Raw genomic sequence first — 15,211 nt, 5'->3', positions numbered from 1 at the left:
TTGTCATGAAAAAATTAAAATAAAAGGAAATAATCTATGCGTACATTAGATCGTATTGATCGCCTGATTTTAGAGATTTTGCAGCGTGAAGGTCGTATTGCAATTAGTGAGCTGGCCTCACGTGTCAATTTATCGACCACGCCCTGCTCAGAACGTGTGAAACGATTGGAGCGTGAAGGTGTGATCATTGGCTATTACGCTCGGCTCAACCCTGCGTATGTGGATCGCAGCTTATTGGTATTTTTAGAAATTAAGCTGTCTGCCAAATCAGGTGATGTATTTGATCAGGTCGCGAGAGATCTGGTCGATATTCCTGAAGTATTAGAATGTCATTTAATCTCAGGTGAATTTGATTATTTAGTCAAAGCACGACTCAAAGAAATGAGTGCTTATCGACGCTTATTGGGTGACTTATTAAAAAAACTACCCGCATCTGCATCCTCACATAGTTATGTGGTGATGGAGGAAGTAAAAGAATCTTTATATTTAGATATGAGTAGGAGCTGACGTTCACAGTCGTTTACGACAGCCCTGATACAAAGCGTATCCAATCGGACACGCTATGCTTATGCAAACCGAGGCAATTAAAAATATTTTAAAATCGCGATGTGTTTATTCTGATGTTTGAATGTTGAAAACCACTTCACCACAGGATAAAGCGCAAAAGACAACCCAATCGAAATCAGCCACAGCATCCATACATGCGCAACCGAAAGATAAGCGCCTTGATTGACACCCCAAATACTTACCGCAAGTACATAGAGTAACTTCAGCACATACAAATGCAGTAAATAAAAGAACATCGGCACTGAACCGAACACCACCAAAGGTTTAAACCACTTTTGTTGCTGCCAACGATCGAAAGCCACAAGCAGAATCAATCCCACGCCAACATTCCATAAAATAAACAGTAATGACGGCGGATATTTAGTCAGATTAAAAAAGCTCATGATACTGAGTTGTAAACTATCAAAATGCTGCCAAGGTTGATCGCCATAGATATTGATCAAACGCAGTAAAATAAACAATCCGAGACTGATCAAGCCGATGCCCAATAAATACTGATTTCTCTGTTGAGCCGTATATTTTTGACTAAAGAAATGTCCCAAGACATAGCCCAATAAAATCACCCCAATCCACGGTAAAATAGGATATGAAGTACGTAATTTGATTCCTGCAAACTCGATCCAACCACGCTCATGCAAAACCAGCCACAATGTCTGCATTGCAGTTCCTTCGGAGAAATGAACCGCGTCCAATAGGTTATGCCCAAAAATAATAATCAAGCCGCTCAGGACCATCACAGGTAAAGGCAAACGAATACAAGCCGCCAAGACCACCATACTGATTCCGATCGCCCAAATCACTTGTAAATAAATCACGTCAGGTGGGAATGTTGCAGTCCAAGCAAAATTCACCAAAGTCAGTTCCAGAAAAATCAGAAATAAACCTCGCTTCAGTAAAAAGGCACGTGTCTCATGCAAACTTTGGGTTTTGGAATAAAACAAAAAAGCTGAAATACCCGTTAACAGCACAAAAATAGGCGCACAAAGATGTGCCAATATTCGACTGCCAAATAAAGCGGGTTCAGTCGCAGATACATCCATTGGATCTGGTACTTGTTTATGCAGATAGAAAGTTTCTCTGACATGATCGAGCAACATGATCAGAATAACCAAACCTCGCAATGCGTCAATCGACTGTAACCGTTGGCTCGTTTTCACTAAGGACATAACAAAAAAAGATTTAAAAATTAATGTAATGTTATACTATTACAAAATACTCCTTTTGTCTTTCTTTGGTTGATGATTTATGCAACGCACACTTGGATTTTGGTCTTGCTTGGGGCTTGGTCTTTTCTCTACAACAACATGGGCAGATGACCCGACCACGGTACTTGAAACCATCCGTATTCAAGCGGATACATCTCAACAGGATATCCAGCAAAACAGTAGCGCAAGCAAATTCTCCCACGATGTCCTCGATATCCCCTTTAACCGGTCATTCATTTCTCAACAAGTGATCGAGCAACAAGATGTGCAACGCATTGACGATGCCTTAACCTTGGTCAGTGGTGTGTTTCATCAAAATAACTATGGCGGTGGATTTTGGGATAATTATTCCTTTCGTGGTTTTAGTAGCGATCCCAATCTCGGTGCTGCAACCATTCGTAATGGTTTAAGCGTGAATCGTGGGGTGAGCGCACCCAAAGATATGGTCAATATCGAATCACTGGATTTTCTAAAAGGACCGATGGCTGCACTGTATGGACGTGGAGAAACAGGCGGGCTACTCAATATCAATAGTAAAAAACCACAGTGGCAAAGCGAGAGCGAAATTAATCTTCGTGCCAATAGCCAAGAGCAATACCGCATCAGCCTCGAACACACTGCGCCAATCAATGATGCGCTGGCTTATCGTTTTGCTGTTGCTCATGAAGACAATCAAAGCTTCCGTAATCATGTCAGTAGCGAACGTTGGTTCTTTTCACCACAACTGACTTGGAAAATTTCAGACCAAACCCAACTCGATTTTGATAGTGAATTTACCCAACATTTGGGCACCTTTGACCGCGGCATCAGTACTGTTCAGAAACAGTTTGTGATGAATCCAAAAACCTTCACTGGTGAACCCAGTGATGGCGATATGCGCGTCAAAGACCATTTTTATCAATTGCGTTTAAGCCATGAATTTAATGATGCATGGAAACTCAACAGTGCACTCAGTTATAAAGATGCGCAAATGGTTGGTTTCTCAACTGAACCTCGGCGTATGCAAGCCGATGCTCGAACATTGGAACGCCAACGTCGTTATCGTGATTATCAAAGCGAAGATGTACTGGCACAAACCGAACTGCTGGTAAAATTAGACAGCACATGGGCACGTCATGAAGTTGTTGTTTCAACAGAATTGGGACAATTGGACTATCGTCAATATCAATTACGTCGCAATCATAGTGCTGACCGCCCCAATATCATTGATATTTATCAGCCAAGTTATGGACAGTACACACCAAGCTTAGCGCCATTTACAGATACCGATGAGCGACAACGGTATTTTGCTCTCAACCTACAAGATCAGATGTTCTTCAATGATCAATGGAGCGTCTTAGTCGGTACTCGCTTTGATCGAGTCGAACAAAACTTTGAAAATCATCTGAGCCAAACTCAACACAAGCAAAGTCTTAACCAAGCCAGTCCACGCGTCGGTGTCAATTTCAAAGCATCGGATCAATGGTCGTTTTATAGTAATTATGGGCGCTCATTTGCGATGAACAGTGGTATGGATCGCAATGGCGAAAACTTTGCTCCTGAAAAAGGTCAAAGCTATGAAATCGGCAGTAAATATAAGATCAATGACCACAGCTTGCTTAGTCTCGCATTATTCAAAATGCAAAAGCAGAACGTACTAACCACAGATCCGATCGACAATGGTTTTCAAACCGCTGCGGGTGAAGTCAGCAGCCAAGGTATTGAATTGGATCTCAACAGTCAATTCACGGATCGCTGGTCACTCAATGCCAACTATAGCTATACCGATGCCAAGATCGAAAAAGACCAAGACTTAGCAAAAGGGGCACGCCTCAGCAATGTGCCTAAACACCAAGGCTCTATCAGTACCAATTATGAATTTTTACAACAAGATGCGAGAACAGCAGGTGTAGGAGCCAACCTCACCTATGTCGGTGAGCGTAGTGGTCATAATCTTGATAATGGTTTTAATCTGCCAAGCTACACACTGGTTAATTTAAATGCCTATTACGCACCGTCTGATCGCTTACGCTATCAATTCAACCTGAATAATCTGTTTGATAAAACCTATTATGTTTCGAGTTATAGTGATTTATGGGTTCAGCCAGGTGAACCTTTGAATGCCTCAGTATCGGCACAATTCAAGTTTTAAACACGATGACTCAGCCCTCCACCAAGGGCTGAGTCACGCTTTATCCCTGCTTATTCATCTTCTTCATCATAGATGTAACTCATACAGCCCCAACCATCATACTCACCCTCAAACTCTTGGGCGATACGGGTCATCCACTCTTCCAAATCTACAATATCTTCATGTTCAAGCATCATATTGACATGAATATTCAGCACCCACATGTCCGAACCGTCTGAGTGCAATTCTTCTTGAAACATTGAGATTTTTTGCTCTTGATGTAAAAGATGCAAAGCACATTTTTCAATTTGTTCTTGTTTCTCAAAAACAATCGAAAACTCCACCTCATGGGGTTCGCTCAGGTCGTTGCCATCTTCAAACATTTGCCACAGCACATTGCCGTTGTCGTCATCGGGAAATTGTTCATGGTCGCGTGTCATAAGAATATCCTTTGTTATGTATTTGACTTGATTGTTTGGCTATAGATTAAACCATTTTTATGTCAGTTTTTAGACGCATTAATATAATTATTGTAGCCAGAACTTGAGCCAAATCATCGCTGTGAATTATCGTGAAAGGTGATTAAATTCGATTGAAAGAATCACTTGATCAAGACACCGAATGCCATTTTCAAAAATAGGTTCAGGATAGTTTTTAAAGGCATCACGCTCGATACGCGATATGCGAAAACCGCATTTCTGATACAGTCCGAGTTGATTTAGACTCGAATTCCCTGTTTTCACCCATAAAGTTTGCACTGCCAATGGCGCGACATATTCAATCGCAAATTGAATTAAAGCCTTCGCCAAACCTTGCCCTTGCATCCTTTGATCTACTGCCAGATTTCGAATCTCTGCCTCACGGTCATTTTGAGTTAGACACAGTTGCGCAATGATATGATTCTGCTCATCAACAATCAGAAAGATATTTGCTTGTTCTAGATAAGTCGAGATTTGTGCCCAATTGGGATCAGCTTCCAATAACAACAACTTTAATTGTACTTGTTGTTGTGCGGATAATGCGACCCACGATGTATGCTGAATTGAAACCATCGTCTCACCCTTTTATTTTTTAGAATTTTACCTCAGCATGAATCTCAGTATTCTGCTTATTAAAGGGATGTTGAAAAGCCAGATAAGCGGCATGCAAAGCCATCCGTTTTAAATGAAACTTGGCAGGTTCAGGATGATAGAGTTTATCCCCCATAATTGGATGACCAATATGCATCATATGAACCCGAAGTTGATGCGAACGTCCTGTCACAGGCTCTAAACGCACACGGCTTTGATCCGTTTCTGCATCATAGTGCAACGATTGAAATAAGGTTTTGGCAGCCTTACCTATTTCAAAATGCACCATCTGACGCGGACGATTTTCCCAATCGGTAATCAATGGAACCTCGACACTGCCCTCAGCCTGAATCTGCCCCTGCACCAAAGCCACATAGTGTTTTTTCACACTACGCGCCTGAAACATTTTACTGACTGCAACTTCGGCATCACGATGCTTGGCAAACATCAACAAACCAGAAGTCGCCATATCCAGACGATGGGTGACTTTGGCGGTCGGATATTTTTCCAAAACACGCAAATAGGCACTATCTTGATGTTCAGGTAAACGCCCCATCACCGACAATAGCCCCGCAGGTTTATTCACCACCACCAAGTCTTCATCTTCATACAAGATTTCTAACGGATCTTGCGGTGGCATATAAACAAAGTTGTCATTTAGAGGCATAAGGTCGCAGTGGGCTAGCAAATATCAGCGCAAATCATAAAGAAATTCCCGTCATTCGGCAAAAGCATTTTGGCGGGGTCACAATGATAATAGAAGGTGTTCCACGTGAAACAAGCTCAGCTAATGCTCTGCTCAAGAACGCGTTGGCTGTATGTGCATACTGCTATCGGACTCATCCAACTTAAAAAATGGCAATAACAGCGCTTCCATACTATAAAAACCTTTAGGCTTATCTTTTAGGTTTTCGATGGCAAATAAGATGCCATTACCAAACGCTTCACGGGTAATTGACTCATGTTTGAGTCGAACGGTTTGAAATGGAAAACCAAATAAGATTTCATGCACCCCCACAATCCCACCAGCCCGTACTGATTTAATCGTGTCTTCAGACAGCCCTAACTCACGTGTGATCACTTTGGCTGTGCCTGACACCTCAGATTTGGCTTTAAAGTGTTCTTCAATGACATCAATATCGGTATAAGGGGCGATATTTTTTAAAATCTTGGCGGCAAGAATCAGGAAGTTGATCCCGATGGTGATATTTGGGGAATGTAAGACACAGGTGCTTTCAGCCAACTGATGGAGCTGATTGATGCGAGCATCGGGATACTGGGACACGGCACTGACAATGGTAATGCCTCTTTTTGCCGCTTCTTCAGCGTAATAATCTAAGCCTTGCTCTGAGGAAAAATCGACAATCACATCAACTGGATAGCGATCGAGAAGTTCAACGATAGAATACTCATCTTTTGAATGGATAATGCCTGGATCATCTGCCTCAACCCCTAAAAATTCAGGAACAGATCGGTGCTCAAGCTGTTTAGACTGACGAATAACCCATTGTAAACTGGTCTTTTTTGACTCTAATAATACGGATGCAACTGCACGGCCTGTTTTACCAAAGCCCATGATACCCACTTTCATTTTAATTGTCCTTTTCTGCACTTAGGGGCTTCCAACTATCCCCCCTATAAAGATCTATCAGATGCGAGCCATCTCATAAATAAATAGTGTAAAAAATCTCCAGCCTGCCAAAGTTAGGCCCAAACTAACAACTCAACATAAGCCTGTCAATCAATGTACCTTCATTTAAACTGAGACAATGAGAGCTAAATGATTGAAAATATTTAATTTATTAAAATGTCACATGATGTTTAGTCAACGGCAAATTATTGACAATCAATCACTTAGATATGGTCATTGAGGAGGATGGGGAACTTTGCAGCGAGGAAAAGTGAGATGGTTTTTTTTCTTATTTATTGTTGTTTCGCAGAATTTTTAAGGGTATCAAGGGAAAACATGTTGTTTACTTCAACACCTATGACTTTGTAAGTCACAACCTTTGCCTATAAACTTTTGGTTTATAGCGTCCTAAGCCGAATCGAGACCTTTTGGGTAAGTACACACTTGCTTTGTAAGCTTCGGCGCATGCTACTCTTTTCGATCCCTTTCACACCCTTGAGACATAGTTTAGGGGGATCGCTGTGGGATTGTTTTCCTAAAAAAATGGTATTTTCCGCCAATTTTGGAATAATTTTGCATATTTATTTTTAAAAGCAGAATTATTTACCATTATTACGATTTAAATACAGTTAAAATTCTCTATAAACCATATTTAATCGAAATTTTAATCAAAAATAGACATATAAAAATGGTACGTTTTCAAGATAAACAGACTCTACGCCCAAATCACCATAATTGCCGCTACAATAACTAACCACAATCCGAGATGGTCTGTTCTTGCCAGTTTCTCTTTAAAGAAAAACGCCGAGATGAGTAAACTAAATAAAATCTCAACCTGCCCGAGCGTTTTAACAATCGCGACGGTCTGCATACTCATGGCACTAAACCAACCCAATGAAGCAAGGAAGCTACAGACACTGACTTTAAAAGTTAGCCCGAGTCGTTGCCACATGCTATACAAAGTTTTTCGACTAAACAGTCCGAGATACAACAGCATAATGATGCATTGAAAACTGATCAGACTGCACAGCACCCAAGCTGCACGATGTAGAAATGGCAACATACCCAGTTCCAAACTGGCTTCACGCACCAACAATGACGTAATCGCAAAGCATAAACCACTGCCTAAACCAATCATCAAAGTTCTGATCGATAATTGGGCCTGCTGATGCCCTTTACTCAGTAGAAAAACCGCCACAGCGCCGATTGAAACGCCAATCCAGCCCCAAACGCTTAAATGTTCCTGTAAGAACAACACACCGACTAAAGCCGCCAAGATCGCTTCACTTTTGGCCAGTCCAACCCCAATCGCATAGTTTTTTTGTTGAAATAATTTGACCATCAATGCTGTGGCATAGATTTGGCTAATGCCTGCAATCACTACATAGAACCAAAATTTATTAGAAAAATGAACTTCAGTAGCAACAGGTTGGTGAAAATAGAGAAAAGCCAGATAACTGAAGGCAAAAATCGGAGCAAATAAGAACCGCGCTAATGTGGTTCCATACACATCAACAGTGGTGCTGAGCTGTTTTTGAAATGCATTGCGCCAAGCCTGCATAAATGCAGCCATAAGGGTGAACAAGATCCAAGTGATTGCCATAAGCTTGAGCGCAAAATCAAATATGCGTGTAATTTACTCGCTTCACTGTGATTTTTCGAGCGTTACTTTAGAAAAATCACCTTGATTGATACGGTTTTAATTGCTTGTTTTTAAGTGAAAGATCACCGAAAGTACAGCGTTACTAAAAATCAAAAATAGCGGGCTGATGCTTAGTTTTGCCATGGAAACTTTTTAAAACGATGTCGGAGTCGATACATTAAGCCACCATGAAGATTGCCTAGATGCCACGCCAATTTTGAAGTTACGGTCATATCTGGAATCCAGTAACGCGGCTGCACTTGATCCAAAGGCTGCGGCTCAGCGATTTCAACTTCTGCCGCAATATAGCCCTCGCCATCCTCCAAACTCATCCGTGCCAACACCTTGCCTGATGCATCGCAGATTTGAGTTTCACCCACCATTTCAGTCAACCATTTCACGTGTGGTAACAGAGGCATATCACTCATTACCTCCCCCACATGTGCGGCATGTACCACAGGTATCCCTGTCAAACGTGCCATTTGGGCAGGCAAAGCTTCACTTTGTTGTTTATAGATTTCATGTTCGTGTCGCATCCACTTGCCTAACACTCCATACCAGTTGATCGGCATGGAGTACCAACACATGCCGCCTAAAATCAGTTGTGCGTGCTGAGCTCGAATGCGTTTCACAGTACCGTAACGTGCCCACTCCCACCCTGACACTAAAGCAACTTTGCATTTCAAGGTGGTTGAATCGACAACGCCATCATCGACACCTCCACGATAAAAGTTTTGCTCCCATGCCGTTGGGATATCTTTGTCATGCAGATGATAGTCACCATTCGCCTCGACCAAGATATAAGTGCCGTAAGCGTGCCCATCCCGAATTGCAACAAATCCACCAGTGATAACGACATTGAGCTGCGTTGCTAATCGAATTAATAGTTGTAACGGTTCGCCTTGTAATGGTTGTGGTGTCTGCAATGCCAGTGGTGAATAAACATTTGGGGAAGTCATGGACTCAGGCAGCACGATAACATCAGGTTGATGCTCCTGATATGCCGCTAAAATCAGTTGTTCAAGCTTTTTTAAATTTGCTTCGACTTGTCCAAGTTTTAATGCAGGTTGAATCGCTACAATTTTCATTAGAACCTTTTTTTGTCGAAATTTTATTCTCAAAAGATTAGCATTAAATCTTAAAAAAACTGTGGCACTGCTCGATACATTTTCGGCTTATTTATCTAATACTCCAGCAATGACCATAAATTCTAAACTCATCGCACCATATATAAACTTATAATGAGGGGCTTATATTTTTTCGCTTATTTGCCCGTACCCAACGCACCGTCACCACCACAAAAACAATCACCAATACCGTAATCGCCACAGGCATCACAAACGCCAAAACTGACAATAAAATTGAGCCAATCAACTCCCCTGTCGCCACTATAAAGTTACCGAGTCCGCCTGTGGTTGCCGTTGAGACCCCACGTGCTGCAACAGTACTCATTTGCACCACACCTGCTGTTCCACCACCAACAATAATCGCGGCTGCCCAACTTGCAAACTGAGACATTTCTCCACTACTCACCGCCATCGTGGTCAATGTTCCAGCAATCACTGCCGCAGGTGTTGCAACGGTATCCAATAGATTATCGACCCATGGCACATAGTATGCAGCAATTTCACAGATCGTCGCAAAACCGAGCGCCGCGCAAACGGTAGGCATCGCCAACCATTCAAAACCTTTTGCAGGTTCATACCATCCCATTAAGGTCGCAATACTCATCACCAATAAAGGAACAAAAACACGAAAACCACAGGCGGCACTTAATCCTACGCCTATACAGAGTCCTAAAATTGTTTCCATGTTGGTTTTCCTTGTTTGCTGTATAGGGTCGATCTATTTATTTCATATTTTAAGCCAACAAAAAAGCCCTATCGCGTGATAGGGCTTTTTTTAAAACAGTGGATAACTGTTTGTTGTTTGCGGCTTAGGCATTCTTGCTGTTGAATTGATTGCCAAGGCATTTGGTACACGGAGGTAAACGATCAGTACCAATTTCTAAATAAGCGCGATGTCCGCATTGGACACAAAAATAGAAACCAGTTCCGGGTTTTTCGCCAGCAGTTACCATCTTTGCTCTCCATAGATTTTAGAAATGGTACATATACTATAACTTGATAGTATTGATTATTTATTGACCTTTTTGACGAGTGGGTGTGGCGGGAAAGCTAAAAACTTAAACATCTTCATTATTATGTTTGATATCACAAAGATAGATAATATAAGAATATAGAAATTCATAAGAACTTTATTATATTCATCATTTTGTACCAGTACGTCGATTAGATAAGTTCGGTACCTCGCTAACCTCTTTAATTAACGCAAATGCATGTTTTCCATCTGAAGAATGGCAATCTAACTGATATTTTTGATTAGGTTTCAATTCTACCTGAATCGTTGGTTCTGAGTATTTACTCGAATAAAAACTACAATGGACTTTAATATCATGCTTGCCAGGAAGTACATGCGTTACCAATGGAAATCCTAAAACAATTCTATCTCCATATGTTTTGCCATCTACATTAATCAAATAGGTATGACTTTCATCACCTTGTCGATTCGAATAAATGACAGCGACTTGATCCAAAGGTCTCGCTTCTCCTTGATAAGCCTTTGTAACTCCCCCCATTGTTCCATATACTGAAACACATGCTGGAAGCTGAATGCAGACACACAGCACTATTACACTCTTTAAAAAAAATTTAAACTTATTCACTTAAATTAGCCTCAAAATTGGTCATAAAAACTTTTATATTCTAATGAAAAATAAATCGATAACTAATAATGTAACAACATTTACCTATCTGAAAACTCCCCTCAAAATTCAATCACATGCTTAGTATTTCGCCACCCTAAGCTGAATGAATTAGCCAATAAAAAGCCCTATCGTTTCGACAGGGCTTCTAATTTAGATAAGTCTAAGATAAGTCACATGCTTAATACAAGATGATGCATTTTAAGTCGTTATAACTAAATCTTATTATCGTGTATACACGCCATCACAATAAATCATATCTATTTGATTACCTTTATTGTCTACTTGATATGCAGCTGCCATAACCAATAAATCATATTGAAAAAGGATTTCCACACGCTGGTTTCCTTCAGCGAGTAATAAGGTATTCATGACTGGATAACCATCTGTGATTTTGTCATTTTCTTGCTGATTTATTTTGACCTGATAATTAAATTGACCACTTTTAATTGAAAGGGTATTTCCTATCTTTTGGATCTCACAAACTTGCTTATCTTTTTGTCTTAATTTTTTAGATTTAAAGTCTGGCAACAAGTCTGAAGAACAATGCGTCAATAATTTTGTACTTCCCTGGTATTGTTCCCCTGCGCAAGCCTGATAGTTAATTTTTAAACGTGCATAATCTTCTGGTATTAGTGGAATTGCATCAACTTGACCTTTAGAAATTAAATCCACTAGATCAGAGTAATCCTTAAAACCTGTCGCACCATGAATCGATTCTTCTAACTTTTCTAATACAGTATAATAAGAAGCGTTACTCCCCATATCATTTGTTATCAGATTCAAATCTTTGTCAAGAACATAGCCTTTCTTAATTAATTCTTGTTTTATTGCTTCATTAGCTTTGTTTAAATCCATTGGAGTAAAAATATATTTAGAATTAAACCAATCTTCAGATTTTTGCTGAGATGCCAAAGCAACGACTAAGGTTGTAATAGGGTTAACATTAACAAAAACGTCTTTATCAAATACATAAGAGTAGTATGTGTCTTTTACTGAAACGACTTTTAACTTACATGGGAGTTGTTTACGATCTACCTCACCAGACCATGATCCATAGAGATCACTTACAACATCTGTTTTAAAACCAGTGCCATTCACACATTTAGCAGTGACGTTCAGTCTAATATTATCCAAAACATTGCCATATGCACGAGCATTACCTTTTAACGTAATATACTCAACTTTTGTTTCTGGTTTTGTTTCTGGCTTTGTCTCTGGCTTTGTCTCTGGTTTTGTCTCTGGTTTTGTCTCTGGTTTTGTCTCTGGTTTTGTCTCTGGTTTTGTCTCTGGTTTTGTCTCTGGTTTTGTCTCTGGTTTTCCAGTGGAATTATTTGAATTACCGCTTCCACCGCCACCACATGCTGTAAGAAAAACAGTACAAAGTAATGGGAGTATTATTTTTTGTTTAGAAAGCATTTTTGTATCATCTTAGGGAGTTAAATATACTGTGCAGTATAATCTATAGTATTTTTATTTCAAAAAAATAAATTTAGCCTTCATCATCATTAAAATAATCTAATTTTTAGCTTTTTAATCACCAAGAAAAAAGCCCTATCATAGCGATAGAGCTTCTTCATAAGAACCACAAACCCAGTAATCTAAGCCACTTGACCTTCTAAAAAGTCTTGTGCAAAACGTTGTAATACACCACCCGCTTCATACACAGAAACTTCTTCTTCTGTATCTAAACGGCACGTCACAGCAACTTCAATAATTTCTTCACGACCATCAGCTGTCGAGCGTTCGATCACCAAAGTTAAGTCAGAACGTGGCGAGATATTACCAATCACACTATAAAGCTCAGTACCATCTAACTTTAAGGTCTTACGGTTGACACCCGCTTTAAACTCCAGCGGTAAAACACCCATACCCACTAAGTTCGTGCGGTGAATACGCTCAAAACCTTCAGCCACGATCGCTTCAACACCTGCGAGACGAACACCTTTCGCAGCCCAGTCACGACTAGAACCCTGACCATAGTCCGCACCCGCAACGATGATCAACGGTTGCTTACGATTCATGTAAGTTTCAATCGCTTCCCACATCCGCATCACTTCGCCTTCAGGCTCGACACGCGCTTTTGAACCTTGCTTAATAGTACCGTCTGAACGAACCACCATTTCATTAAACAATTTCGGGTTAGCAAATGTCGCACGTTGCGTGGTGAGATGGTCGCCACGATGGGTTGCGTATGAGTTAAAGTCTTCCTCAGGCACACCCATTTTTGCCAAATACTCACCAGAAGCACTGTCGAGGACAATCGCATTCGATGGAGACAAATGATCGGTGGTGATGTTGTCACCCAAAATCGCAAGTGGACGCATATTGGATAATGTACGTGGCGCAGCCAATGCCCCTTCCCAATACGGCGGACGGCGAATATAAGTACTCATTGGACGCCAGTCATACAATGGGCTTGCTGCTTCTTCATTGACACCCAAATCAAACATTGGAATGTAGATTTTACGGAACTGTTCAGGCTTGACCGACTCTTTCACTAAGGCATCAATTTCAGCATCCGATGGCCAGATGTCTTTCAGGTAAATTGGATTACCGTCTTTATCTGTGCCTAAAGCGTCTTTTTCGATGTCAAAACGAATCGTCCCTGCAATCGCATAAGCAACAACCAGTGGAGGTGATGCCAAGAATGCTTGTTTTGCATATGGATGAATACGACCATCAAAGTTACGGTTACCCGAAAGTACCGCAGTCGCGTACAAGTCACGATCAATAATTTCTTGTTGAAGGACTGGATCTAATGCACCTGACATGCCGTTACACGTGGTACATGCATAAGCCACGATACCAAAACCAAGTTTCTCTAGGTCTTTCAGTACGCCCGCTTCTTCAAGATATAGCGCAGCAGCTTTTGAACCCGGTGCAAATGATGATTTCACCCATGGCTTACGTGTTAAACCAAGTTCATTGGCTTTACGTGCCAATAGACCTGCCGCCACGGTATTACGTGGGTTTGAAGTATTGGTACACGAAGTGATTGCGGCAATGATAATTGCGCCGTCAGGCATTAGACCATCGGTACGGTGCTCAACCACGCCTGCAATGCCTTTGGCTTTCAAATCAGCCGTAGACACACGCGCATGCGGATTCGATGGACCAGCGATGTTGCGCGTTACGCTTGAAAGATCAAAACGAAGTACACGTGGATATTGTGCTTGGGTCATATCCGATGCCCAAAGACCGATTTCTTTAGCGTATTGCTCAACCAGTTTGACTTGGTCTGCTTCACGACCTGTCAAGGTTAAATAATCAATGGTGTTTTGGTCGATGTAGAACATCGCCGCAGTTGCACCATATTCTGGGGTCATATTGGAAATGGTCGCACGGTCACCAATCGACATGGTGTCTGCGCCTTCACCGAAGAACTCAAGGTAAGCACCGACCACACGTTCTTTACGCAAGAATTCTGTGAGCGCCAATACGATATCTGTTGCAGTGATGCCTGCTTGACGTTGACCGACAAACTCAACCCCAATAATGTCCGGTAGACGCATCCACGAAGCACGACCCAACATGACATTTTCAGCTTCTAAACCGCCGACACCAATCGAAATTACGCCAAGCGCATCGGTATGAGGTGTGTGTGAATCTGTACCCACACAGGTATCTGGGAATGCGATTCCATCACGCGCCTGAATCACTGGAGACATTTTCTCCAAGTTGATTTGGTGCATGATGCCGTTACCCGCAGGGATCACGTCGACATTTTTAAATGCTGTCTTCGTCCACTCAATAAAGTGGAAACGGTCTTCGTTACGACGGTCTTCAATGGCACGGTTTTTTTCAAACGCGTCAGGATCAAAACCACCAAACTCAACTGCAAGTGAGTGATCAACGATCAACTGTGTCGGAACCACTGGATTGACTTTCGCTGGATCGCCACCTTGCTCCGCAATGGCATCACGCAAACCTGCGAGATCAACCAAAGCGGTTTGACCTAAGATGTCATGACAAACTACACGTGCAGGATACCAAGGAAAATCCATGTCCTGACGGCGTTCGATTAACTGAGTTAAAGCATCGTTGAGCAATGTTGGGGCGCAACGACGTACCAATTGCTCTGCCAATACTTTCGAGGTATACGGCAAAGTTGCATATGCGCCTGGCTGAATATCTTCAACGGCTTGACGCACGTCATAGTATTCGAGCTGGGTATCGCCATTATAATTTGGCAGCGGTTTACGGTATTGTGTGTTATTCAT

Annotated in this window: 14 protein-coding genes; 2 read left to right on the top strand and 12 right to left on the bottom strand. The window is 41.5% G+C overall.

What is annotated here, in order from left to right:
- Nucleotides 1–36: 36 nt before the first annotated feature.
- A complete protein-coding gene (locus J2Y37_RS11790; protein WP_349032939.1) occupies nt 37–507 on the top strand; it encodes an Lrp/AsnC ligand binding domain-containing protein in 471 nt (156 codons plus the stop codon).
- Nucleotides 508–584: 77 nt separating this feature from the next.
- Here J2Y37_RS11790 and J2Y37_RS11785 read toward each other — a convergent pair whose 3' ends face one another.
- The gene (locus tag J2Y37_RS11785) at nt 585–1,733 is read right to left on the bottom strand and encodes a heparan-alpha-glucosaminide N-acetyltransferase domain-containing protein (protein ID WP_349032938.1); all 1,149 of its coding nucleotides are present in this window, start codon (nt 1,731–1,733) and stop codon (nt 585–587) included.
- Between the two features lie 79 nt (nt 1,734–1,812).
- Between J2Y37_RS11785 and J2Y37_RS11780 the strand changes: the two genes are divergently transcribed.
- Complete coding sequence (locus tag J2Y37_RS11780) at nt 1,813–3,903, top strand: TonB-dependent siderophore receptor (protein WP_349032937.1); 2,091 nt, start codon at nt 1,813–1,815, stop codon at nt 3,901–3,903.
- A gap of 50 nt (nt 3,904–3,953) precedes the next feature.
- On the opposite strand, the gene J2Y37_RS11775 is transcribed toward J2Y37_RS11780, so the two are convergent.
- From J2Y37_RS11775 to acnD, 11 genes are all read right to left on the bottom strand, one after another.
- Nucleotides 3,954–4,322 (bottom strand): ribonuclease E inhibitor RraB, encoded by a 369-nt coding sequence (locus J2Y37_RS11775; RefSeq protein WP_349032936.1) that lies wholly within the window; start codon nt 4,320–4,322, stop codon nt 3,954–3,956.
- A gap of 126 nt (nt 4,323–4,448) precedes the next feature.
- Nucleotides 4,449–4,934, bottom strand: coding sequence for a GNAT family N-acetyltransferase (locus tag J2Y37_RS11770; protein ID WP_349032935.1), 486 nt, complete (start codon nt 4,932–4,934; stop codon nt 4,449–4,451).
- 19 nt (nt 4,935–4,953) lie between these two features.
- The gene (locus J2Y37_RS11765; RefSeq protein ID WP_349032934.1) at nt 4,954–5,619 is read right to left on the bottom strand and encodes a pseudouridine synthase; all 666 of its coding nucleotides are present in this window, start codon (nt 5,617–5,619) and stop codon (nt 4,954–4,956) included.
- 132 nt (nt 5,620–5,751) lie between these two features.
- Nucleotides 5,752–6,543, bottom strand: coding sequence for a dihydrodipicolinate reductase C-terminal domain-containing protein (locus J2Y37_RS11760; RefSeq protein WP_004668005.1), 792 nt, complete (start codon nt 6,541–6,543; stop codon nt 5,752–5,754).
- A gap of 754 nt (nt 6,544–7,297) precedes the next feature.
- A complete protein-coding gene (locus J2Y37_RS11755) occupies nt 7,298–8,185 on the bottom strand; it encodes a DMT family transporter (protein WP_349032933.1) in 888 nt (295 codons plus the stop codon).
- Nucleotides 8,186–8,355: 170 nt separating this feature from the next.
- On the bottom strand, nt 8,356–9,312 hold the full coding sequence (locus J2Y37_RS11750) for a carbon-nitrogen hydrolase family protein (protein WP_349032932.1): 957 nt from the start codon (nt 9,310–9,312) through the stop codon (nt 8,356–8,358).
- Between the two features lie 148 nt (nt 9,313–9,460).
- The gene (locus J2Y37_RS11745) at nt 9,461–10,036 is read right to left on the bottom strand and encodes a DUF4126 domain-containing protein (RefSeq protein ID WP_349032931.1); all 576 of its coding nucleotides are present in this window, start codon (nt 10,034–10,036) and stop codon (nt 9,461–9,463) included.
- A gap of 124 nt (nt 10,037–10,160) precedes the next feature.
- Nucleotides 10,161–10,304: a zinc ribbon-containing protein gene (locus tag J2Y37_RS11740; protein WP_349032930.1), complete on the bottom strand. Its 144-nt coding sequence runs from the start codon at nt 10,302–10,304 to the stop codon at nt 10,161–10,163.
- Between the two features lie 189 nt (nt 10,305–10,493).
- A complete protein-coding gene (locus J2Y37_RS11735; RefSeq protein ID WP_349032929.1) occupies nt 10,494–10,949 on the bottom strand; it encodes a hypothetical protein in 456 nt (151 codons plus the stop codon).
- A gap of 264 nt (nt 10,950–11,213) precedes the next feature.
- On the bottom strand, nt 11,214–12,407 hold the full coding sequence (locus J2Y37_RS11730; RefSeq protein ID WP_349032928.1) for a hypothetical protein: 1,194 nt from the start codon (nt 12,405–12,407) through the stop codon (nt 11,214–11,216).
- Between the two features lie 182 nt (nt 12,408–12,589).
- Complete coding sequence (acnD, locus tag J2Y37_RS11725; protein WP_349032927.1) at nt 12,590–15,211, bottom strand: Fe/S-dependent 2-methylisocitrate dehydratase AcnD; 2,622 nt, start codon at nt 15,209–15,211, stop codon at nt 12,590–12,592.

This window comes from Acinetobacter sp. 3657, from assembly GCF_031456775.1.
Classification (GTDB): Bacteria; Pseudomonadota; Gammaproteobacteria; order Pseudomonadales; family Moraxellaceae; genus Acinetobacter.
This window is presented reverse-complemented; position numbering and strand designations above follow the sequence as displayed.